Source organism: Streptomyces gilvus (assembly GCF_022513565.1).
Lineage (GTDB): Bacteria > Actinomycetota > Actinomycetes > Streptomycetales > Streptomycetaceae > Streptomyces > Streptomyces gilvus.
The window spans coordinates 182,473-203,708 of sequence record NZ_JAKWBE010000011.1 but is presented as its reverse complement, the minus strand read 5'-3'; the positions used below and the strand labels follow the sequence as shown (position 1 = coordinate 203,708).

General features: G+C 71.6%; 19 protein-coding genes. 9 read left to right on the top strand and 10 right to left on the bottom strand.

Translation table 11 applies throughout. The annotated features are described in order from the left end of the window. Nucleotides 1–30: 30 nt before the first annotated feature. Entirely contained in the window at nucleotides 31–3,258 is a 3,228-nt protein-coding gene (locus tag MKW14_RS19280; protein WP_240863841.1) for a S41 family peptidase, read from the bottom strand. Nucleotides 3,259–3,422: 164 nt separating this feature from the next. On the opposite strand from MKW14_RS19280, the gene MKW14_RS19275 reads away from it, so the two are divergent. From MKW14_RS19275 to MKW14_RS19245, 7 genes are all read left to right on the top strand, one after another. Further along, on the top strand, nucleotides 3,423–4,016 hold the full coding sequence (locus MKW14_RS19275; protein ID WP_240863839.1) for a TetR/AcrR family transcriptional regulator: 594 nt from the start codon (nucleotides 3,423–3,425) through the stop codon (nucleotides 4,014–4,016). Nucleotides 4,017–4,143: 127 nt separating this feature from the next. After that, nucleotides 4,144–6,354 carry an MMPL family transporter gene (locus tag MKW14_RS19270; protein WP_240863837.1) on the top strand — a complete coding sequence of 737 codons (2,211 nt, stop codon included), beginning with the start codon at nucleotides 4,144–4,146 and terminating at the stop codon, nucleotides 6,352–6,354. Nucleotides 6,355–6,512: 158 nt separating this feature from the next. After that, nucleotides 6,513–6,959, top strand: coding sequence for a hypothetical protein (locus tag MKW14_RS19265; RefSeq protein WP_240863835.1), 447 nt, complete (start codon nucleotides 6,513–6,515; stop codon nucleotides 6,957–6,959). A 163-nt stretch (nucleotides 6,960–7,122) separates the two neighbouring features. Beyond that, nucleotides 7,123–7,683 carry an isochorismatase family protein gene (locus MKW14_RS19260; RefSeq protein WP_240863832.1) on the top strand — a complete coding sequence of 187 codons (561 nt, stop codon included), beginning with the start codon at nucleotides 7,123–7,125 and terminating at the stop codon, nucleotides 7,681–7,683. A gap of 52 nt (nucleotides 7,684–7,735) precedes the next feature. Beyond that, nucleotides 7,736–8,233, top strand: a complete 498-nt coding sequence (locus MKW14_RS19255) for a YbaK/EbsC family protein (RefSeq protein ID WP_240863830.1) — start codon at nucleotides 7,736–7,738, stop codon at nucleotides 8,231–8,233. Then, complete coding sequence (locus MKW14_RS19250; protein WP_240863827.1) at nucleotides 8,230–9,075, top strand: EamA family transporter; 846 nt, start codon at nucleotides 8,230–8,232, stop codon at nucleotides 9,073–9,075. The genes MKW14_RS19255 and MKW14_RS19250 overlap by 4 nt, the downstream gene beginning before the upstream one ends. Nucleotides 9,076–9,175: 100 nt before the next feature. After that, nucleotides 9,176–9,451, top strand: coding sequence for a DUF1876 domain-containing protein (locus MKW14_RS19245; RefSeq protein ID WP_240863825.1), 276 nt, complete (start codon nucleotides 9,176–9,178; stop codon nucleotides 9,449–9,451). Between the two features lie 33 nt (nucleotides 9,452–9,484). Here the strand turns inward: MKW14_RS19245 and MKW14_RS19240 are convergent, their stop codons facing one another. From MKW14_RS19240 to MKW14_RS19215, 6 genes are all read right to left on the bottom strand, one after another. Beyond that, entirely contained in the window at nucleotides 9,485–10,651 is a 1,167-nt protein-coding gene (locus MKW14_RS19240; protein WP_240863824.1) for a serine hydrolase domain-containing protein, read from the bottom strand. Between the two features lie 74 nt (nucleotides 10,652–10,725). Continuing rightward, entirely contained in the window at nucleotides 10,726–11,184 is a 459-nt protein-coding gene (locus MKW14_RS19235; RefSeq protein WP_240863823.1) for an organic hydroperoxide resistance protein, read from the bottom strand. A gap of 170 nt (nucleotides 11,185–11,354) precedes the next feature. Further along, nucleotides 11,355–11,810, bottom strand: coding sequence for a MarR family winged helix-turn-helix transcriptional regulator (locus MKW14_RS19230; RefSeq protein WP_240863820.1), 456 nt, complete (start codon nucleotides 11,808–11,810; stop codon nucleotides 11,355–11,357). After that, complete coding sequence (locus MKW14_RS19225) at nucleotides 11,807–12,574, bottom strand: energy-coupling factor ABC transporter ATP-binding protein (RefSeq protein WP_240863818.1); 768 nt, start codon at nucleotides 12,572–12,574, stop codon at nucleotides 11,807–11,809. The genes MKW14_RS19230 and MKW14_RS19225 overlap by 4 nt, the downstream gene beginning before the upstream one ends. Further along, nucleotides 12,562–13,359, bottom strand: coding sequence for a cobalt ECF transporter T component CbiQ (cbiQ, locus tag MKW14_RS19220; protein ID WP_240863816.1), 798 nt, complete (start codon nucleotides 13,357–13,359; stop codon nucleotides 12,562–12,564). Before cbiQ ends, MKW14_RS19225 begins: the two co-directional genes overlap by 13 nt. A gap of 1 nt (nucleotide 13,360) precedes the next feature. After that, nucleotides 13,361–14,419 (bottom strand): energy-coupling factor ABC transporter permease, encoded by a 1,059-nt coding sequence (locus MKW14_RS19215; RefSeq protein ID WP_240863814.1) that lies wholly within the window; start codon nucleotides 14,417–14,419, stop codon nucleotides 13,361–13,363. Between the two features lie 170 nt (nucleotides 14,420–14,589). Here MKW14_RS19215 and MKW14_RS19210 point away from each other — a divergent pair, with 170 nt between their 5' ends. Further along, on the top strand, nucleotides 14,590–14,937 hold the full coding sequence (locus MKW14_RS19210) for an SsgA family sporulation/cell division regulator (RefSeq protein ID WP_240863812.1): 348 nt from the start codon (nucleotides 14,590–14,592) through the stop codon (nucleotides 14,935–14,937). Between the two features lie 39 nt (nucleotides 14,938–14,976). Here MKW14_RS19210 and MKW14_RS19205 read toward each other — a convergent pair whose 3' ends face one another. The 3 genes from MKW14_RS19205 to MKW14_RS19195 form a co-directional block, all read right to left on the bottom strand. After that, nucleotides 14,977–16,650: a penicillin-binding transpeptidase domain-containing protein gene (locus MKW14_RS19205; RefSeq protein ID WP_240863810.1), complete on the bottom strand. Its 1,674-nt coding sequence runs from the start codon at nucleotides 16,648–16,650 to the stop codon at nucleotides 14,977–14,979. Nucleotides 16,651–16,744: 94 nt separating this feature from the next. Beyond that, nucleotides 16,745–18,370, bottom strand: coding sequence for a penicillin-binding transpeptidase domain-containing protein (locus tag MKW14_RS19200; RefSeq protein WP_240863808.1), 1,626 nt, complete (start codon nucleotides 18,368–18,370; stop codon nucleotides 16,745–16,747). A 110-nt stretch (nucleotides 18,371–18,480) separates the two neighbouring features. Further along, complete coding sequence (locus tag MKW14_RS19195) at nucleotides 18,481–20,220, bottom strand: dolichyl-phosphate-mannose--protein mannosyltransferase (RefSeq protein ID WP_240863806.1); 1,740 nt, start codon at nucleotides 20,218–20,220, stop codon at nucleotides 18,481–18,483. A gap of 96 nt (nucleotides 20,221–20,316) precedes the next feature. On the opposite strand from MKW14_RS19195, the gene rsmI reads away from it, so the two are divergent. Continuing rightward, on the top strand, nucleotides 20,317–21,177 hold the full coding sequence (gene rsmI, locus MKW14_RS19190; RefSeq protein WP_240863804.1) for a 16S rRNA (cytidine(1402)-2'-O)-methyltransferase: 861 nt from the start codon (nucleotides 20,317–20,319) through the stop codon (nucleotides 21,175–21,177). Nucleotides 21,178–21,236 lie beyond the last annotated feature (59 nt).

The window sequence follows — 21,236 nt, the reverse complement described above, 5'->3', positions numbered from 1 at the left end:
GCCCTGTGTGTCGGGGCGCCCCACTTTGGATCAGGGGGTTGGTCTGGGCGGCAGCTTTGGACGTGAACGGTCTGGGACGTTGCTGTAATCCGGAGGCGTTGCCGGGGGGTTGGTCTCCAGGAGGTCCACGGCCAGTTGTACGGCGTCGTCCAACTGGGCGTGGCGGCCCTCCGCCCAGTCCAAAGGGGTGCGGAGGATTTCCAGGTCGGGGGTTACACCCCTGTTTTCCACGCCCCAGCCGTACGCGTCGAACCAGGCCGCGTTCATCGGCACGGTGATCACCGTTCCGTCGCCCAGGCGGTGGCGGCCGGTCATGCCGACCACTCCGCCCCAGGTGCGCTGGCCCACGACGGGGCCCAGCTTGAGGAGTTTGAAGGCGGCCGTGATCATGTCGCCGTCGGAGGAGGTCGCCTCGTCGGCGAGGGCGACCACCGGGCCGCGCGGGGCGTTCGAGGCGTACGACACCGGCTGGGCGTTTCTCGTCAGGTCCCAGCCGAGGATCGTGCGGGTCAGCTTCTCCACGACCAGTTCGCTGATGTGGCCGCCCGCGTTGCCGCGCACGTCGACGATGAGCGCGGGGCGGGAGACCTCCATGCGCAGGTCGCGGTTGAACTGGGCCCAGCCCGAGCCGCCCATGTCCGGGATGTGCAGGTAGCCGCAGCGTCCGGCGCTCAACTCCCGTACGACGGCACGGCGTTTGGCGACCCAGTCCTGGTAGCGCAGCGGGCGTTCGTCGATCAGGGGAACCACGGCGACCCGGCGGGAGCGGCCCGCCTCGCCCTCCGCGGGGGTGAACGTCAGCTCCACGGTCGTGCCGCCGGCGCCCGCGAGCAGCGGGTACGGGCCGGTCAGCGGGTCCACGGGGCGGCCGTCGACGTGGGTGAGGACCGCGCCCTCGCGGATGCCGGTACCGGCCAGCGGGGAACGCGCCTTGGAGTCCGAGGAGTCGCCGGGGAGGATCCGCTTGACCACCCAGCCCTCGTCCCTGCGTACGAAGTTGGCTCCGAGCAGGCCCTGCCAGCGCTGGTAGTGCGGCGGGCCCTCGTTGCGGCGGGCGGCCGTGACATAGGCGTGGGAGGTGCCGAGTTCGCCGAGCACCTCGCGCAGCAGGTCCGCGAAGTCGTCGGGGGACGCGACCCGTTCGACCAGCGGGCGGTACTGCTCCAGGACCCCCTTCCAGTCGACGCCGCACATCCCCGGGTCCCAGAAGTACGCGGGGATCAGCCGGCCCGCCTCCGCGTAGGACTGGCGCCACTCGGCGGCCGGGTCGACCTCGTGCAGGATGCGGCGCAGGTCGATCCAGACCGTGGAGTCGCCGTCACCGGACTCGGTGGAGGGGACCGCCCGCAGGTCGCCCTCGTCGACCACGACCAGCCGGGTGCCGTCGCCGCTGACCGCGAACCAGTCGAGGTGTTCGACGAGTTCGGACTTCTTCGCCTTGCTGATGTTGAAGTGCTCCAGGGTCGGACGGCCGGTGGTGTCGTCCGGGTTGGCGAAGGTCTCGCCCAGCGCGCCGGAGATCGGCCAGCGCAGCCAGACCAGCCCGCCGCCCGCGACCGGGTACAGCGAGGAATACTTGGAGGCGGCGACCGGGAACGGGGTGACCCGGCTCTCCAGGCCCTCCACCTCCACGGTCACGGCCCCGTCGCCCTCGTCCTCCTCCACCGGATCCAGGCCCCCGGCGGCCGGCCGGCCCTCCGGGTTCAGCGCGAAGGGGGAGGGGGTGGCCGAGGACAGGGGCACCAGGTAGGGCCGGCAGCCGAGCGGGAAGGACAGGTCCCCGGTGTGGACGTCGTACACCGGGTCGAAGCCGCGCCAGGACAGGAACGCCAGATAGCGGCCGTCCCGGGTGAACACCGGGCCCTCGTCCTCGAAGCGGCCGTCGGTGACGTCGATGACGTGGCGGTCCCTTATGCGGGCCATCTTGATCTGGCGCAGGGTCCGCCCGATCCCCGGGTGCGACCAGGTCAGCCACGCCCCGTCCGGGGAGAAGGCGAGGTCGCGGACCGGGCCGTTGACCGAGTGGATCAGCTCGGTCACCTCGCCGTTGGAGTCCTCCGTGGCGTCGAGGAGGAGGAGCCGTCCGTCGTGCGAGGCGATGGCGAGACGTTCGCCCTGCGGATCGGAGACCAGCTCCAGCGCCCGGCCCAGTTGCCCGGAGGCGAGCCTGCGCGGCTCGCGGTCTCCTGTGGCCCGCGGCAGATAGGCGATCTCGATCGCGTCCTCGCCCTCCGCGTCGGTCACGTAGGCGACCTGGCCGGTCGAGCCCAGCATCTCGGGGAGGCGGACCCGTACGCCCGGGGTGTCGGTGAGGGTGCGGGCGGGGCCGTCGCGGTGGGTCAGCCAGTACAGGCTGCCGCGTACGACGACCGCGCCGGCCCGGCCCGTCTCGTCCACCGAGATGCCGTCCACGTGCTGGCCCGCGGGCACCTGGTACGTACGGCGTCCCGCGCGCGGCCCGCTCAGCCGTACGTCGAGTTTCCGCGGTTCGGCGGAGAGGTCGTCGACGATCCACAGGTCCCCGGCGCACTGGTACACCACGCGCGTGCCGTCGCTGGAGGCGTGCCGGGCGTAGAAGGCGTCGTGGTCGGTGTGCCGGCGCAGGTCGGAGCCGTCGTAGGCGCAGGAGTAGAGGTTGCCGATGCCCTCGTGGTCGGAGAGGAAGGCGATCCGGCCGCCGACGAACATGGGGGAGTGGAGGTGGCCGTCGAGGTCGGCGAGCAGGCGTTCGCCGTGCAGCCACAGGCGGCCCGTGGCGCCGCCCCGGTAGCGTTTCCAGGCGGCCGGTTCGTGCGGCGGGGTGCCGGTGAGCAGGAGCGTTCTGCGCTCGCCGGCGATGTCGGCGACCTGGATGTCGGAGACCGGGCCCCAGGGGAGCTGCCGGCCGGGGGAGCCGTCGGGGGTGACCTTGTAGGCCCAGGTGAAGTAGGAGAAGGGCTCGCCGTGGGAGGCGACGGCGAGGATCGTGCCGCCCGGGTCCCAGCCGCAGACCTGGGTGTCGGCAGAGCCCCAGTACGTGAGCTGCCGTCCCGGGCCGCCGTCCACCGGCACGACGTGGATCTCGGGGACCAGGCTGCGCCAGCTCGTGTACGCGATCATGGCGCTGTCGGGCGAGAAGCGGGGGTGGCCCGTCTTCGTACGGTCCACGGTGAGGCGCCAGGCGCGGCCCGGGCCGTCGAGGGGAGCCAGCCAGAGGTCGTCCTCGGCCACGAAGGTCAACAGGTCGCCGCTCAGGTGCGGCAGGCGCAGATAGCTCACCTCCCCATGCTTTTCCCCTGGATGGGTCAGAGCAACTTGTGGATACTTACTGATCCTTCACACACGTGAGCCAGCGCACGTACGAAACGGTTTCGTTTCGCTCGTTCTCAGGGTATGTTCATGGTGTACGAGGAAGGCACCCCCCGAGCGGAAAGGTGAGTGGCATGACTGAGGTCGCGACCGCGCGTCGCAGTCGGATCACGCCCGAGCGCGAGGCCGAGCTGTACGCGGCCGTGCTCGACCTGCTCAGGGAGGTCGGCTACGACGCCCTCACCATGGACGCCGTGGCCGCGCGCACCAAGTCCAGCAAGGCCACGCTCTACCGCCAGTGGGGCGGCAAGGCCGAGCTGGTGGCGAAGGCCGTGCGGCACAACAAGCCGGGCGGGTCGCTCGGCTCGTTCGACACCGGCTCGCTCAGGGGTGACCTGCACGCGCTCACGATGGCGTCGGACGACTGCGAGATGGAGCAGAACTCCGCGCTCATGCGAGGTCTGGCCATGGCCATCCATGGCAACCCGGACCTGCTGAAGGCGTTCAAGGAGTATCTGATCGAGCCCGAGATGGCGGAGTTCCGCAAGGTGCTGCAGCGGGCGGTCGACCGGGGCGAGGTCCGAGCGGACAACCCCGCCATCGACTACGTGATGCACATGATGATCGGCGGGTTCGCCGCCCGCACGATGATCGACGAGCAGCCGCCGACGCAGGCCTTCCTCCTGTCGTACATCGACGCCGTGGTGCTCCCCGCCCTCGGCGTCTGACCCCTCCCCACCCTCTCCCCAGCACCTGACGTCACCGCTCACGTCGTCGGGACGATCACCCCTGCCTCCCCGTGGGTGGTCACCCCTGCCCTGAAAGACCCCACGACCTGACCGGGAGTACGCCTCCGTGGCCACGTTCCTCTATCGACTCGGCCGGTTCGCCTTCAGGCGACGGCATTTCGTCGCCCTGCTCTGGGTGGCCCTGCTGACCCTCGCGGGGGTCGCTGCGGCCAGCGCCCCCTCCGCCGGCTCCACCTCCTTCTCGATCCCCGGCACCGAAGCGCAGAAGGCCTTCGACCTGCTGGACCAGCGCTTCCCCGGCACCAGCTCCGACGGCGCCACCGCGCGCGTGGTCTTCAAGGCGCCGGCCGGCGAGAAGATGACCGACGCCGGCAACAAGGCGACCGTCGAGAAGACGGTGAAGGAGCTGGCCGACGGCTCCGAGGTCACCTCCGTCGACGACCCCTTCAAGGCGCACGCCGTCAGCGGGGACGGCACGGTCGCCTACGCCTCCGTGCGGTACGACAAATCCGGCATGGAGCTCAAGGACGCCTCCCGCACCGCCCTGGAGGACACCGCCCAGCAGGCGCGGGACGCCGGGCTGACCGTCGAGGTCGGCGGTGACGCGCTGCAGTCCGGGGCCGAAGCGGGCGCGGCCGGCGAGGTCGTCGGCCTCGTCATCGCCGCGATCGTCCTCGTCATCACACTGGGCTCGCTCGTCGCGGCCGGACTGCCGCTGCTGACGGCGATCATCGGCGTCGGCATCGGCGTCTCCACCATCACCGCGCTCGCCAAGGCCCTCGACCTCGGCGACAGCACCTCCACGCTGGCCCTGATGATCGGACTGGCGGTCGGCATCGACTACGCCCTGTTCATCGTCTCCCGCTACCGCGGCGAGCTGGCCGAGGGCCGCGACCGCGAGGAGGCGGTCGGCCGCGCCGTGGGCACCTCCGGCTCGGCGGTGGTCTTCGCGGGCCTCACCGTCGTGATCGCGCTGGCGGGCCTGTCGGTCGTCGGCGTCCCGATGCTGACCAAGATGGGCCTCGCGGCGGCGGGCACGGTCGTGGTGGCCGTCCTCATCGCCCTCACCATGATCCCGGCGCTGCTCGGATACGCGGGCCGGCGGGTACGGGCGGCGGGCGAGAAGCGGCGCAAGAAGGCCTCCGACCTGCCCGGCAAGCCCGGCCTCGGCGAACGCTGGGCGAGCTTCGTCGTCCGCCGTCCCGCCGCGGTCCTGCTGCTCGGAGTCGTCGGCCTCGGCGCCGTCGCCGTACCCGCCACCCAGCTCGAACTGGGCCTGCCCGACGACGGCTCCCAGCCGACCTCCACCACCCAGCGCCGCGCCTACGACCTGCTGTCGGAGGGCTTCGGGCCGGGCTTCAACGGGCCCCTGATGACCGTCACCGACGCCAGGAACAGCGACGACCCCAAGGCGGCGGTCGCGAAGGTGGCAGCCGAGATCAAGCGCCTGGGAGATGTCGCCACGGTGAGCCCGGCGATGTTCAACAAGGCCGGCGACACCGCCGTGATCACCGTCATCCCGAAGTCCAAGCCGTCCTCCGCCCAGACCGAGGACCTCGTCCACGCCATCCGTGCCAAGGGCGCGGACATCAAGGCCGACACGGACGCCCAGGTGCTGGTCACCGGCACCACCGCGATGAACATCGACTTCTCGCAGAAGCTCAACGACGCCCTGATCCCGTATCTGGGCCTGGTGGTGGGGCTCGCGTTCCTGCTGCTGATCGTGGTCTTCCGTTCGATCCTGGTCCCGCTGAAGGCGGCCCTCGGCTTCCTGCTCAGCGTGCTCGCCGCGCTCGGCGCCGTGGTGGCGGTCTTCCAGTGGGGCTGGCTCGGCGGGCTCCTCGGGGTCGAACAGACCGGCCCGATCATGTCGATGATGCCGATCTTCATGGTGGGCGTGGTCTTCGGTCTCGCGATGGACTACGAGGTGTTCCTCGTGACCCGGATGCGGGAGGCGTACGTCCACGGCGAGACGCCCGGCCAGGCCGTGGTCACCGGGTTCCGGCACAGCGCCCGGGTGGTGGCCGCCGCCGCGGTCATCATGATGGCCGTCTTCGGAGGGTTCATCAGCTCCAGCGAGTCCATGATCAAGATGATCGGCTTCGGCCTCGCGATCGCCGTCTTCTTCGACGCGTTCGTCGTCCGCATGGCGATCGTCCCGGCGGTGCTGGCGCTGCTCGGCCGCAGGGCCTGGTGGCTGCCGAAGTGGCTGGACCGGGCGCTGCCCAACGTGGACGTCGAGGGCGAGGGCCTGAAGTCCCCGGACGGAACGAAGGACGCCGACCCCGACGAGGACCGGGAGCTGGTGCGGGCCTGAGCCTTCCGGAGCCGGCGGCGGCCTCCTGAGCCGCGGGGTGTAGTGCGCTACACCCCGGGTTCGGGAGGCCGCTCCCTCGTTGCGCGGGGCGCCGGACGGGATCGTGGAACACGTCGGCGAGTCCGCCGGCGGACCCCCTCCCCGAAAGGCCCCCTCCCATGAAGCACGCCCGGTCCACGACGTCCGTCACCACCCCCTTCGCCGCCGCCGTCCGCAAGGCCGTCGCCGACGTCCTGCTGGGGGGCTTCTTCGTGGCCGGCCTCGCCGCGAGCACCGCGGCCGGTTCGGTGCTCGACGGCACCGCCAAGAACGCCGCGAGCGGCGCCGGGGCGGTCGTGGCGCTGATCGCGGGCTCGCGGATCGCGAAGAAGCCCCGGATCAAGGCGTTCCTGGGCCGCCCCGGCACCCTGTGGTTCCTGTTCCTCTTCAACGGCGCCACGGCCGTGGCGATGTACCTCACGATGGACGGCGTCAAGGGCGTCGTCGGCGCCTGCGCGATGGGCCTGGTCTCCCTGGGCGCGGCGGGCGGCCTGGTCACGGGACGCCGGGCACGGGCGCAGGCGCGGGCGGCGCGGCAGACGGCGGCGGGCGCTCCGTGGGCCTGATCCGTGGGCCGGAGTCGTGGGCCTGATCCGTGGGCCGGAGTCGTGGGCCTGATCCGTGGGCCGGAGTCGGGGGCCGGATTCGAGGGCCGGAGTCGGGGGCCGGATTCGAGGGCCGTGGGCGTGATCCGGGGCGATTGTCAGTGGTCCCGTCTAGCGTGACCCCATGACCACACTTCAGGAACGTCCCAACACCGCCCTGCTGGTGATCGACGTCCAGCAGGGCGTCGTGGCGTCCGCGCACGAGCGGGACACCGTCGTCGCCAACATCGCCGCCCTCGTCGACAAGGCCCGCGCCGAGGACGTTCCCGTCGTCTGGGTCCAGCACTCCGACGAAGGGCTCGAGAAAGACAGCGACGACTGGCAGTACGTGCCCGAACTGCCGCGCCGCGACTCCGAGCCCCTGGTGCACAAGAACTACGGCGACTCCTTCGAGGCCACCGACCTGGAGCGGGTCCTCGCCGAGGCGGGGGTCGGCCACCTCGTGGTCACGGGCGCGGAGACGGACGCGTGCATACGCTCCACGATCCACGGGGCGTTCGTCCGGGGCTACGACGTCACGCTCGTCGCCGACGCGCACACCGCCAACGACCAGCGCGAGTGGGGCGCCCCGCCGCCGGACCAGGTCATCGCGCACACGAACCTGTACTGGCGCTGGCAGGGGGCGCCGGGGCGGACGGCGGCGGTGACGGAGACCAAGGAGGTGACGTTCGGTCAGCGCGGCTGACCCGGTCAAACCCGGTCGCCTGCCGCGTACACGTACCGCTAGCGTGCCGTGCATGACGGCTTTGGAATCGGCAGCCCATCCACGTTTCGCCGCGGCCCTGAAGGAGCTCGGCCTCGACGACCTCAACGCCCGTGTCCGCCGCTTCCCGGAGGCGACCCGTACCGCGGCGGAGGCCGCCGAGGCGATCGGGTGCGAGCTGAGCCAGATCTGCAAGTCGCTGATCTTCGCGGCGGACGGGGTGCCGGTGCTGGTCCTGATGGACGGGGCCTCCCGGGTCGACGTCGAGTTGGTGCGCGCGGAACTCGGCGCCGGGAAGGTGACGCGGGCCAAGGCGGACGTCGTACGCGAGACCACCGGGTACGCGATCGGCGGTGTGCCGCCCTTCGGGCACCTGACCAGGACACGGGTGCTGGCGGACCGTTCACTGCTCGCGCACGACGTGGTGTGGGCGGCGGCCGGGACGCCGTACAGCGTCTTCCCGATGGAGCCCGAGGACCTCGTCGCCCACGCCGGCGCCACCCTCGTGGACGTGCGCGAGCGCACCTCGTGACGCCGCTGGTCGCCTCGGCCGTCCTGGCCGCCGCGGTCACCCACGCCAGCTGGAACGCGATCGCCCACCACATCACCGACAAGCTGGTCGGCTTCACCCTGATCGCGGGCGGCGGATCGCTGATCGGGCTGGCGATGACGCCGTTCGTCCCGGTACCGGCGGCGGGCGCCTGGCCCTACCTGGCGGTCTCGGCCGTCATCCACCTCGCCTACTACGTGCTGCTGATGAGGTCCTTCCGCCTCGGTGACTTCGGACAGGCCTACCCGATCGCCCGCGGCACCGCGCCCCTGGTGGTCACGCTGCTCGCCGCCGTCTTCGCGCACGAGGTGCCGGACGGCTGGGCCGCGGCCGGCATCGCCCTGTCCAGCGCGGGCCTGACCGGGGTCGCCCTGTGGGGCCTGCGCGGCAGCCGGCCCGACTGGGCGGCGATCGGCGCGGCCCTCGCGACCGGTCTGACCATCGCCGGGTACACGGTCGTCGACGGCCTCGGCGTGCGCGCCTCCGGCTCCTCCCTCGGCTACATCGCCTGGCTGATGGCGGTGGAGGGCCTGGCGATCCCGGCGTACGCCCTGTACCGCCGACGCGGACAGTTCACCACCGTCCTACGGCCCTTCGCCGCGCTCGGCCTGCTCGGCGCCGCGCTGTCCGTACTCGCGTACGGCCTGGTCCTGTGGGCCCAGACCAGGGCGGAACTGGCTCCGATCGCGGCCCTGCGCGAGTCGTCGATCATCGTCGGCGCCGCCATCGGCGCTGTGTTCTTCAAGGAGCGCTTCGGGGCGCCCCGGATGGCGGCGGCGGTGCTGCTGGTGGCGGGGATCGGGTTGATGCTGCGGGCCGGGTAGAGGGGGGATCGGGCTGATGCTGCGGGCCGGGTAGGGGTGGTGCGTGCGGGACGGCCCTTCGAGGAGCACTCTGGAAGCAGGTGTTCCGGAGGTGATCGTCATGATGCACACCACTGTGGGATGGCATGTCGAGCTGGAGTTCCGGGAGGACGAGCAGCACACCGAGGCGGTCGCGCTCGTCCGGCTGCCGGATGGGAGCGAGGTGCGGGCCCACGGACACGCGACCCGGCACCACACCGACTCCCATCAGCCGAAGGTGGGGGAGGAGATCGCCGGTGCCCGGGCGTTGAACGAGATCGCGATGCAGCTGCTGACCAAGGCGCACGGGGAGATCGACTCGGCCTCGGGGCGGACCTCGCATCCGATCCATGTGTGACGCGCCCAGTGCCATGTGACGCACGCCGGCTCGCTACACGGCCACTACGTCCCGTACCGCCCGTACCAGCGCCTGTGCCCGCGGGTCCGCCGTCACCGACTTCCTGAAGCCGTTGGTGACGTAGCCGAAGGCGATGCCGGTCTGCGGGTCGGCGAAGCCGAGGGCGCCGCCGCGGCCGGGGTGGCCGAAGGAGGCGGGGGTCAGGAGCGGGGAGGCGGCGCCGTGGAGCATGTAGCCGAGGCCGAAGCGCGTGTTGACGACCAGCACACGGTCGGGCCCGGCGCTGCGCCCGGCGCGGGCGAGTTCCGTCGTCTCCGGGGTGAACAGGCGTGTGCCGCCGTCCACTTCGCCGGTCAGCGACGCGTAGAAACGGGCCAGCCCGTCCGCCGTCGCGATGCCGTTGGAGGCGGGGAGGGCGGCGGCGCGGTAGCCGGGGTCGTTCTCGTCGGGGAGCGGGGTGATGGCGGCGAAGGCGCGGCGGGTGAGGGAGTCGGGGTCGGCGTAGGCGTCGGCGACGGCCCGCTTGGGGCGGGTCCGCAGCACACCGGCCGCTTCCGCCGGGGGGTGGGCCTCGCCCACGCGGCCCACCCGGGCCTCCTCACCGGTCGGCAGGCCGAGCCAGAGGTCCGCGCCGAGCGGACCCGCGATCTCGGCCGCGATCCACTCGCCGATCTCCCGGCCGGTGATCCGCCGCACCAGCTCACCGGTCAGCCAGCTGTAGGTCTGCGCGTGATAGCCGTGCTCCGCCCCCGGCTCCCACACCGGCGCCTGCGCCGCGACCGCCTCCGCACCGAGCGCCGGGTCCGCGGCCTGGGCGGGCGTCAGCGGATGGTCCAGCACGGGAACGCCGGCCCGGTGCGCCAGCAGGTGCCACACCCGCGTGCGCTCCTTCCCGGCCGCCTTGAACTCCGGCCAGTACTCCCCGACGGGCGCGTCCAGGTCCAGCTCTCCTCGCTGGTGCAGCAGCAGGAGTACGGCGGCGGCGACGCCCTTGGTCGCCGAGCGCACGATCTGCGCGGTGCCGTGCTCCCACGGCTCGGCGCCGTCGACGTCCTTCGTGCCGCCCCACAGGTCGACGACCCTGTGCCCGTCCCGGTACACGGCGACCGCCGCGCCCCGGTCCCCGAGCAGCTCGAAGTTCCGCACGAACGCTTCCCGGACCGGCTCGAAGCCCTCGGCGACTGCGCCGTTCACGTCCACGCCCGCACTTCCCTCCGGATCACCTGCGACTGGGGGGTCAACACCCCCGCACAGCCTGCGATTCCCGGGTGCCGCTACCCCAGCAGGATCGTTACGTCGATGTTGCCGCGCGTCGCGTTCGAGTACGGGCACACCTCGTGCGCCGCGTCCACCAGCTTCGCGGCGATGCCGGGGTCCAGGACGGGGAGCGAGACGCTGAGGGCGACCGCGAGGCCGTAGCCGCGGTGCTTGTTCGGGCCGATGCCGACCTTCGCGGCGACGGTCGAACCGGTCAGGTCGTAGCCCTCGCGGTTGCCGACGAGGATCAGCGCGTTGTGGAAGCAGGAGCTGTAGCCGGCCGCGAAGAGCTGCTCGGGGTTGGTGCCGTTGCCGTCCCCGCCGAGCTGCGGCGGCATAGCGACCTTCAGCTCGATCTGGCCGTCCTGACTGGTGACATAGCCGTCCCGGCCGCCGTGCGCGGTCGCCTCGGCGACGTACATGATCTTTGTCGGACGGGTGTCGACGGCTGTGCCGACGGCGGTGTCGTCACTCATGGCTGGCCCCCTACTTCGAGTGCGCGCGAGTACATCGTGCACAAGGTACTGGCCGGTAGGTCGGGGGTGGGTTACCGGGGGGTAGCGACCGGGGGTAACCCGAGGTCAGGGCCCCAGGTCAGGGCCCCAGGTCAGGGCCCCAGGTCAGGGCCCGAGGTCACGGCCCGAGGTCACGGGGTGAGGCTGTGGGCGAGCTGCCGCAACTCCTCGCGCAGCCGCGCGACCCCCGCGGTGTCCAGCCCGGTGGCCGCCAGGAGCGCGCCGGGGACGCGCGCCGCGCGCTCCCTCAGCTCCTCCCCGCGCCCCGTGCACGCGACGAGCACCGAGCGCTCGTCGTGGGCCGCGCGCTCCCGGCGCACGAACCCGGCGCTCTCCAGCCGCTTGAGCAACGGCGACATCGTGCCGTAGTCGAGGCGCAGGGCGGCGCCGAGCTCCTTCACCGTCGTCTCGCCGCGCTCCCACAGCACGAGCAGGACGAGGTACTGCGGGTAGGTGAGGCCGAGTTCCTCCAGCACCGGGCGGTACGCGGCCGTCACGGCGCGCTGGGCGGCGTACAGCGCGAAGCACAGCTGGTCCTCGAGGAGCAGCGACCCGGCTGCGGGTTCGTCCTCGTCCTGGTTCGTCACGCGCCCATTGTCACGGACCGCGGGTCGAAGCCGAAGGGCAGTTCCAGGCGGTGGGCGCGCATGAGGGCGTCGTCGGAGAGGAGTTCGCCGGTGGGGCCGTCCGCGGCGATCACGCCGTCGCTGAGGATCAGGGAGCGCGGGCACAGCTCCAGGGCGTACGGCAGGTCGTGCGTGACCATGAGGACGGTGACGTCCAACGCGCGCAGAATGTCGGCCAGTTCGCGGCGGGAGGCGGGGTCGAGGTTGGAGGAGGGCTCGTCCAGGACGAGGATCTCCGGTTCCATGGCGAGGACGGTCGCCACGGCGACCCGGCGGCGCTGCCCGAAGGAGAGGTGGTGCGGGGGCCGGTCCGCGAAGTCCTCCATGCCGACCTGCTCCAGCGCAGCACGCACGCGTGCCTCCAGTTCCGCGCCCCTGATCCCGGCCGCCGCGGGCCCGAAGGCCACGTCCTCGCGGACCGTCGGCATGAAGAGCTGGTCGTCCGGGTCCTGGAAGACGATGCCGACCCGGCGCCGTATCTGAGCCATGTGCCGCTTGCCGACGGGCAGTCCGGCGACCGTCACCGTGCCCGCGCCGCCGGTCAGGATGCCGTTGAGGTGCAGGACGAGGGTGGTCTTGCCGGCGCCGTTCGGGCCGAGCAGCGCGACCCGTTCGCCGCGCGCGACGACGAAGTCCACGCCGAACAGGGCCTGGTGGCCGTCGGGGTAGGCGAAGGCGAGGCCGGAGACCTCGAGGGAGGCGGGAGCGGTGGTCACAGGGTCCATCCCAGCAGGCAGACGACAAGGGCGGCGGAGGGCAGCGCGAGGGCGTACGACCACTGCGCGCGGGAGGCGGTCACCTCGTCGATGACCGGCATCGAGCCGGAGTAGCCGCGGCTGACCATGGCCAGGTGGACGCGCTCCCCGCGCTCGTAGGAGCGGATGAACAGGGCGCCCGCGCTCTTCGCGAGCACCCCCCAGTGCCGCACGCCCCGCGCCTCGAACCCGCGCGACTCCCGCGCGATCCGCATGCGCCGCATCTCGTCCGTGATGACGTCGCCGTAACGGATCATGAAGGACGCGATCTGGACCAGCAGCGGCGGGAGCCTCAACCGCTGCAGGCCGAGGAGGAGTTCGCGCAGTTCGGTGGTGGACGCCAGGAGTACGGACGCGGCGACGCCCAGCGTGCCCTTGGCGAGCACGTTCCACGCGCCCCACAGGCCGTTCACGCTCAGGGACAGCCCGAGGACGTCCACCCGCTCGCCCTCCGCCACGAACGGCATCAGCACCGCGAAGGCCACGAACGGCACCTCGATCAGCAGCCGCTTCAGCAGGAACCCGGCCGGCACGCGCGCGTGGTACGCGACGACGCCCAGCAGAACGGCGTACACGCCGAACGCCCACATCGCCTCGCGCGGGGTCGACACGACGACCACCACGAACCCGAAGGCCGCCGCCAGCTTGGTGTGGGGCGGCAGGGCGTGCACGGGGGAGTGAGCGTGCCGGTAGAGCCGGTGTGCTCCCCCACGCTCGAATGCGCTCGCGCGGGAGGTACCCCCATCCGCGCCCATGTCAGACGGCGCTCGTGCTCGTCGGCGAGACGTCCGGCGTACGCCGTCGGCGCACGACCCAGAACACCGCGCTCCCCGCGACCACGGTCACGCCCACGCCGATCACGCCCGCCAGCCCCCCGGACAGGCGGGCGTTCTCGACGTCCTTCACCCCGTAGTCGGCGAGCGGGGAGTCCGCCGACGCGTGCTTCTCGGTCTTGGTGTCGAGGCCCTTGTCGTGGGCGACCTTCTCCAGGCCGTCGGGGTTGGAGGAGGCGTAGAAGCTGACGACGCCGGCGAGGACGAGGGAGGTGACGAGGCCGGTGATCCACAGGGCGCGGCGGGAGGTGCGTGCCGCGACGGGCGCCGTGCGCGCCCCCTCGGGTGCGGGCACGTCGACGAGCGCGCCGTCCACCCGCAGCTGCAGTCGCCGGCGCAGACCGCGCGCGCCGTGCACGAGATCCGGGCGCACGGCGATCACCGCGCCCACCGTGAGCGCCGTGATGACCGCCTCACCCACGCCGATCAGCACGTGCACGCCGATCATCGCGGTGGCGACCTTGCCGAGGGAGACGTCCGTGGTGCCGCCGACGGCGTAGATCAGCGTGAAGGCGACCGCGGCGGCCGGCACGGAGACCAGCGCGGCGACGAAGGACGCGACCGTGACCGAGCGTCGCCCGCCCGGGAGCACCTTCACCAGGACGCGGAAGACGGCGTACGACACGACGGTCGTGACGATCGCCATGTCGGTGATGTTCACGCCGAGCGCGGTCAGTCCGCCGTCCGCGAAGAGGACGCCCTGCATGAGCAGCACCACGGACACGCACAGCACCCCGGTGAAGGGCCCGACGAGGATCGCGGCCAGCGCACCGCCCAGCAGATGGCCGCTGGTCCCCGCGGCCACGGGGAAGTTCAGCATCTGCACGGCGAAGATGAACGCGGCGACCAGTCCGGCCAGCGGTGCCGTGCGCTCGTCCAGTTCCCGGCGCGCACCGCGTAGGCTCACCGCGACCGCGGCCGCGGCGACCACGCCGGTCGCGGCGGAGGTGGGGGCGTCGATGAATCCGTCAGGTACATGCACCGTCCGATCATAGAGGGTTATTGCGAAGACTTTGCAAGAGCCAGAACCTCGTGGATCGTGGTGTGAGATGCCCGACGTCAAGGGGCGCGATCGGGAAAATATGGGACATTGGAGAGGGGGGTGGACGCACAGCATCCACACAGGTAACGCAGCGTGAGAGGGCCGTCACGATGTCCGTAGTCGAACAGTACGCACGAGCCCACATCGTCACGGACGCCGCGATACCGGAGGACGAGACGATTCCCGTCGTCCTGCGCTACGACCCCGACTCCGACCCGCGCTCCATACGGGTCAGGCTCCCCGGGACGCACGAGTGGACGTTCTCGCGCTCCCTCCTCGAACAGGGTCTGCGCGCCCCGGTCGGCAGCGGCGAGGTCCGTGTCTGGCCGTGCGGGCGGGTGCAGGCCGTCGTGGAACTGCACTCCGCGCAGGGCGTCTCGGTCGTGCAGTTCGAGACCAAGACCCTGATGAGGTTCCTGCGCCGCACCTATCTGGCGACCGCGCCGGTCACCGGCTGACGGCGCCCGCCATGCGGCCGGCACCCCCTCCGCTGCGGGTCAGCCGCCCATCCTCAGCAGCGTCGCCACCATCGGTCCGGCCGTGTCGCCGCCGTGGCCGCCCGCCTGGACCACACCCGCCGCGACGAGGTCGCCGCGGTACGCGGTGAACCAGCCGTTCGGCTTCTTCTGGCCGTCGACCTCCGCGGAGCCCGTCTTGGCGCCGTAGTTCGGGCCGAGACCCGCCATCGCCTTGGCCGCCGTGCCGTACGCCGCCGTGTACTGCATGACCTCCTTCAGCTCGGCCTGCGTCTTCGCGGACATCGTGCGCGAGGCCTTCCCCAGGGTGCGGTGGTCGACGCTCGGGGAGACCAGGTACGGCTGGCGGAAGACGCCCGACTCGACCGTGGCCGCGACCGAGGCCATGTTCAGCGGGTTCATCCGCACCCCGCCCTGCCCGATCAGCGAGGCGCCCATCTGCGCGCCGCTCTGCACCGGAATGGAGCCGTCGAAGCTCGGGACGCCGATGGCCCAGTTGTTCATGCCGAGGCCGTAGACCTGCTGGGCCTCCTCGGTCAGGGAGCTGTTGGTCAGCTTCGGCGCGAAGTTGATGAAGGCGTTGTTGCAGGAGGCGCCGAAGGCCAGCTTGAAGGTGCCCTGCTTGATCTCGGAGTCGTCGTCGTTGTGGAAGGTCCACCCGGCGAGCTTGTACGTCTTGGGGCAGGGGTGCGAGGCGTCCGGGGTGATCAGGTTCTTCTCGAACAGCATCGTCGAGGTCACGATCTTCATCGTGGAGCCGGGCGCGAGCGAGCCCTGGAAGGCCACGTTGAAGCCGTGGGAGGCGTTCGCGACGGCGAGGATCTCACCCGTCGACGGCCGCATCACCACCACCGACGACTTCGCCTGCTTGGTCACCTGCTGCTCGGCCGCGGCCTGGAACGTCGGGCTGAGCGTCGTCCTCACCGAGCCCGGCGTGCCCTTGGTCAGCGTCAGCAGCGTCTTGTCGGACAGCTTGGCCTTCTGGGACGCCGTGCCCCGCACCACGTCCAGCTCGACGCCCGCCTTGCCGCCGGCGATCTTGCCGTACTTCTCGCGCAGGCCGTCCAGGACGGGCCCCAGCGACGGGTACTTGGCGGTGGTCAGCTCACCGCCGTCACGGTCGTAGGCCTTGACCGGCGGGGTTCCGGACTCGCCGGTGACCAGCTTGTCGCCGTCCTCCAGGTCGGGGTGGACGACCGCGGCGTGCCAGTCGACCAGCGGCTTGCCGTCCGCCTTGTTCCGGACGACCGTCAGCGCGCTCTGGTAGGCGAGCGGCTTGCTGGTGCCCTTGTACGACACCGTGCCCTTCACGGAGAAGGGCACCTTGTCGCCGACGCGGGTGCCGGGGGTGATCGTGACGCCCGTGATGTGGGCGTCCTTGGTGTAGCCGGTCAGCAGCGAGCCGGCCGCCGTGGCGTCGTTCGTGACGGCGGCGGCCTGCGCGGCCTTCCCCTGCTGCCAGGAGGTGAGGAACGTCGTGGCGGTCGTCCGGACCTCGGTCGCGGACAGCGGGCCGGTCTTGACGGGCTTGTGGTCGGCGCTGGAGGAGGACGACGCCCGGTCGTCGGCGGCGGCCCCGCCGCCCCACAGCGCGTAGACGCCGAAGCCGGCGCCGCCGACGACCACGGCGATCATCCCGCCGATGACGGCGGGCCTGGTCTTCCGTCGCTCGGCGACGCGCCTTCTGTTGCCCACTGTTCCCGTTCCTCCGAGAATTCCCAGGGTCCCCGTTGCCCTCATCCATCCCAACGACGGCAACAGCCTAGAGTCCCCTCCTGCGCGGGTGACGTCAGCCGGCACTCCGTAGCACAGCTGCGACAATCGGACCGGCCGCCGTGCCGCCGTGGCCGCCCTCCTCGGTCATGGCCGCCGCCGCGACGTCGTTGCGGAAACCGGTGAACCAGCTGTTGGACACGGTCTGCCCGTCGACCTCGGCGGAACCGGTCTTCGCGCCGATGTCCCCGCTGAGCCCGGCCATCGCCTGTGCGGCCGTCCCCTGCGTCGCGGTGAGCCGCATCATCTGCTTGAGCTGCGACGACGTGCTCGCGGACAGCCCCTTGGCGGTGGCCAGTTCGCGGTCGTCGAGCTTCGGGGAGACCAGGTAGGGCTGGCGGAAGGCGCCCGTGATCGCGGTCGCGGTGACCGAGGCCATGTTCAGCGGGCTCATCTGCACCTGCCCCTGGCCGATCGCGTTCGCCGCCCGGTCCGGGCCACTGACCGCGGGGATCTTGCCGTCGAAGGAGACGATGCCCGTCTTCCAGTCGTTCTGCCCGAGCCCGAACCGGTCCTGGGCCTCCTGCGTGAGCGAGGAGTCGGTGAGCGGCTTCTCGTCGATGAGCTTGATGAAGGCCGTGTTGCACGAGCGCATGAAGCTGTTGGCGAGCGTGGCGTTCTCGTTGGGCTGCAGGCCCTTGAGGTTGGTGAAGGTCTGGCTCTGCCAGGTGGCGGAGGGCGTGCAGGGCGCGGGGCCGTTCATCGAGGTCACGCCGTTGTCGATGAGCATCGCGGCCGTGATGATCTTCATCGTGGAGCCCGGCGCGACCGCGCCCTCGAAGGCCGCGTTGAACTGGTCCTTGCGGTTGTTGGCCACCGCCAGCACCTCGCCGGTGCTGGGCTTGACGGCCACCACCGACGACTGGGCGAACTTCTTCACCGCCTTCTCGGCCGCCGCCTGCGCGCTCGCGCTGATGGTGGTCCGCAGCTCGCCCGCCCTGCCCTTGGCGAGGGTCAGCAGCGAGGTGTCGGCCACGCCCTCGGCCTGGTGGTGGATCGCCAGTTCGATCCCGGGTGTGCCGCCCGCCTTGTCGCCGTACCGCTGGCGCAGGGTGTCGAGGATCACGCCGAGCGAGGGGTACTTCTCCTTGGTCAGCACGACGCCGTCGCGGTCCACCGCCTCGATCTCGGGGCTCGCCGACTGGCCGGTGACCAGGGTGTCGCCCGGCTTCAGCTGCGGATGCAGGACCGACGGCCGCCAGTCCACCAGCGCCCGCCCGGTGGTCTTCCCGCGCACCACCGTCAGCTCGCTCCTGTACGTCAGCGGCTTGGACTTGTTCTCGTACGACACCGTCGCCTTCACGGTGAACGGCACGGTCGCGCCGGTCGCCGCGCCGGGCGTGATCCGCACGTCCTGGATGTGCGCGGTCTCGCCGTAGGCCGTCAGCAGCGGCTCGGCCGCCGTCTGGTTGTTCGTGTACGTCGCCGCCTGCGCGGCCTGTCCCTTCTCCCAGGCCGCGAAGAACTTGCCCGACGCCTCCTTGATCTCGTCGGCGCTCGGCGGTCCCGTCTTCACGGTCGCCGCCCCCGAACCCCCGTCGTCGTTCAGCGCGGACACGATGTTGTAGCCGGCGTACCCCGCGCCGCCGACCATCACCGCGAACACGCCGCCTATGACCGCGGCCCTGACCCCCTTGGGCATGAAAGGTCCCTCCCCGTTTCCCCGTTGCGGTTCTCGCACTGTATGGGGCGGGAGGGGGAGCTGTGAGGGGGGTTTCCGTATGTTGTCCGGCCGCGGCGGCGGAAGGTCCGCTATACCCAGGTATCCAGCCACATACGTGAACGCCAGTCGTCGATCGGGATGGCGGTGCCGGTGTACAGGGGCCAGAAGTAGATGAAGTTCCAGGTGATCAACAGGACCAGTACGCCCGCGCCCGTCGCGCCCGCCACGCGCCGGGTGTCGCTGGAGCCGGGCGGGCCGACGATCGCGCCCAGCAGCATCGCCACCGCGAGGCACAGGAACGGCACGAACACGACGGCGTAGAAGAAGAAGATCGTCCGGTCCTGGTACATGAACCAGGGCAGCCAGCCCGCCGCGACCCCGCAGGCGATGGCGCCGGCTCGCCAGTCCCGGCGGAAGAACCAGCGCCACAGCACGTACAGCAGCGCGAACGCGGCCACCCACCACAGCAGCGGTGTGCCGATCGCCAGGACCTCACGGGCGCACTTCTGGCCGGCGTCGACGGGGCAGCCGTCCTGGCCGGGGGAGGGCGACTCGTAGAAGAACGACACCGGGCGGCCGTCGACGATCCAGCTCCAGGGGTTGGACATGTAGGTGTGCGGCGAGTGCAGGTTGACGTGGAACTCGTAGACCTCGTGCTCGTAGTGCCACAGGCTGCGCAGCCAGTCCGGCAGGAAGGTCCAGTGGCCGCCCTTGCCGTCGGTGGCGGCCCAGTTGCGGAAGTAACCGCCGGAGCCGTCGGTGGGGGAGAGGATCCAGGCCGTCCAGGAGGCGAGGTAGGTGACGAGCGCGACCGGGACGGTGGCCAGGAAGGCGATGCCCAGGTCACGCCTCAGGACGGCGGTGTGCGGGTGCCGGGCGCCCGCGACCTTGCGGGAGCCGACGTCCCACAGCACGGCCATCACGCAGAACGCGGCCAGGACGTACAGGCCGTTCCACTTGGTGCCGATGGCCAGGCCCAGCATCAGGCCCGCCAGCCAGCGCCAGGGGCGCCAGCCGAGGCGGGTGGTCTCGGCGATGTGCGCGTCCGGGCGGACATGGCCCTCGGCGTCCGGCTGGAGCGCCGCCGCGAGTTTCTCCCGGGCCTTGTCCCGGTCGATCACCAGGCAGCCGAACGCCGCCAGCACGAAGAACATCAGGACGCCGTCGAGGAGCGAGGTGCGGCTCATGACGTAGTGCAGGCCGTCCACGGCCATCAGGCCGCCGGCCAGGCAGCCGAGGAAGGTCGAGCGGAAGATGCGGCGGCCGATCCGGCACAGCATCAGCACCGACAGCGTGCCGAGCAGCGCGGTCATGAACCGCCAGCCGAACGGGTTGAAACCGAACATCAGCTCGCCCAGCCCGATCACGTACTTGCCGACCGGCGGGTGCACCACGTACGCGGCGTCCGTCGGGATGGTGACGTGCCCGTGCGAGGACAGGATCAGGTCGTTGGCGTTCTTGTCCCAGTTGACCTCGAAGCCGCGGTGGACGAGCGCCCATGAGTCCTTGGCGTAGTACGTCTCGTCGAATATCACCGCCTTCGGACTGCCCAGGTTCCAGAACCGCAGCACCCCCGCCATCAGCGTGACCAGCAGCGGACCGCCCCAGCCCGACCAGCGCGCGATCCGCCCGGCGAGCGCCGGCGGCACCCCGAGGACCTGCCACAGCCGCGGGCTGGGCTGGACGTACGGCGGTACCAGGCGCTCGCGGACATCGCTTCTGGGCGGCGCGGCATAGCCGAAACGGCGCAGCCGCTGCTGCCACGACGGCCGCTCGTCCTGCGGGCTCTGGCCTTGCCGGGTGTCCGGGGAGGACGCGGTACTGGTCACCGCGCCATCGTAGGGAACCGTTCTGTGTGAGTCCCGTGCATGGCCGGTAAGGGTACGAACGCGTTCCCTTCCGGCCGCTGCTGGGAGGATGGGGGCGTGACTGGAACCCTTGTCTTGGCGGGCACCCCCATCGGCGACATCGCGGACGCTCCTCCCCGGCTGGCGGAGGAGCTGGCCGGGGCGGACGTGGTGGCCGCCGAGGACACCCGGCGCCTGCGGCGCCTGACCCAGGCGCTGGGCGTGACGCCCAAGGGGCGCGTGGTGTCGTACTTCGAGGGCAACGAGTCCGCCCGAACGCCCGAGCTGGTCGAGGAACTCGTGGGCGGCGCGCGCGTGCTGCTGGTGACCGACGCCGGTATGCCGTCGGTGTCGGACCCCGGCTACCGGCTGGTCGCCGCCGCCGTCGAACGGGACGTCCGGGTCACCGCGGTGCCCGGCCCGTCCGCCGTGCTCACCGCGCTCGCGCTGTCGGGGCTGCCCGTGGACCGGTTCTGCTTCGAGGGCTTCCTGCCGCGCAAGGCCGGCGAGCGGCTCGGGCGGCTGCGCGAGGTCGCCGAGGAGCGGCGCACGCTCGTCTACTTCGAGGCCCCGCACCGGCTGGACGACACCCTCGCCGCCATGGCCGAGGTGTTCGGGACCGAGCGGCGCGCGGCGGTGTGCCGGGAGCTGACGAAGACGTACGAGGAGGTCAGGCGCGGCCCGCTGGGCGAGCTGGCGGAGTGGGCGGCGCAGGGGGTGCGCGGGGAGATCACCGTGGTGGTGGAGGGGGCGCCCGAGCGGGGCGCGCAGGACGTGAGTGCCGAGGAGCTCGTACGCCGCGTGCGCCTGCGCGAGGAGGCCGGCGAGCGCCGCAAGGAGGCGATCGCGGCCGTCGCGGTGGAGGCGGGGCTGCCCAAGAGGGAGGTGTTCGACGCGGTTGTGGCCGCGAAGAACGCCGCTTCGGCGAGTGGTTCCTGAGGTGCTCGTGAACTGCGCCACACCCCCTCTGAGCAGGGCGCATCTCCGCTGAGCACGCG

Bases quoted from the DNA above. Each gene is read 5' to 3' on its own strand.
- MKW14_RS19275 (WP_240863839.1), top strand. From the start codon at position 3,423: ATGACTGAGGTCGCGACCGCGCGTCGCAGTCGGATCACGCCCGAGCGC.
- MKW14_RS19265 (WP_240863835.1), top strand. From the start codon at position 6,513: ATGAAGCACGCCCGGTCCACGACGTCCGTCACCACCCCCTTCGCCGCC.
- MKW14_RS19260 (WP_240863832.1), top strand. From the start codon at position 7,123: ATGACCACACTTCAGGAACGTCCCAACACCGCCCTGCTGGTGATCGAC.
- MKW14_RS19255 (WP_240863830.1), top strand. From the start codon at position 7,736: ATGACGGCTTTGGAATCGGCAGCCCATCCACGTTTCGCCGCGGCCCTG.
- MKW14_RS19245 (WP_240863825.1), top strand. From the start codon at position 9,176: ATGATGCACACCACTGTGGGATGGCATGTCGAGCTGGAGTTCCGGGAG.
- MKW14_RS19235 (WP_240863823.1), bottom strand. From the start codon at position 11,184: ATGAGTGACGACACCGCCGTCGGCACAGCCGTCGACACCCGTCCGACA.
- MKW14_RS19225 (WP_240863818.1), bottom strand. From the start codon at position 12,574: ATGGACCCTGTGACCACCGCTCCCGCCTCCCTCGAGGTCTCCGGCCTC.
- cbiQ (WP_240863816.1), bottom strand. From the start codon at position 13,359: ATGGGCGCGGATGGGGGTACCTCCCGCGCGAGCGCATTCGAGCGTGGG.
- MKW14_RS19210 (WP_240863812.1), top strand. From the start codon at position 14,590: ATGTCCGTAGTCGAACAGTACGCACGAGCCCACATCGTCACGGACGCC.
- MKW14_RS19200 (WP_240863808.1), bottom strand. From the start codon at position 18,370: ATGCCCAAGGGGGTCAGGGCCGCGGTCATAGGCGGCGTGTTCGCGGTG.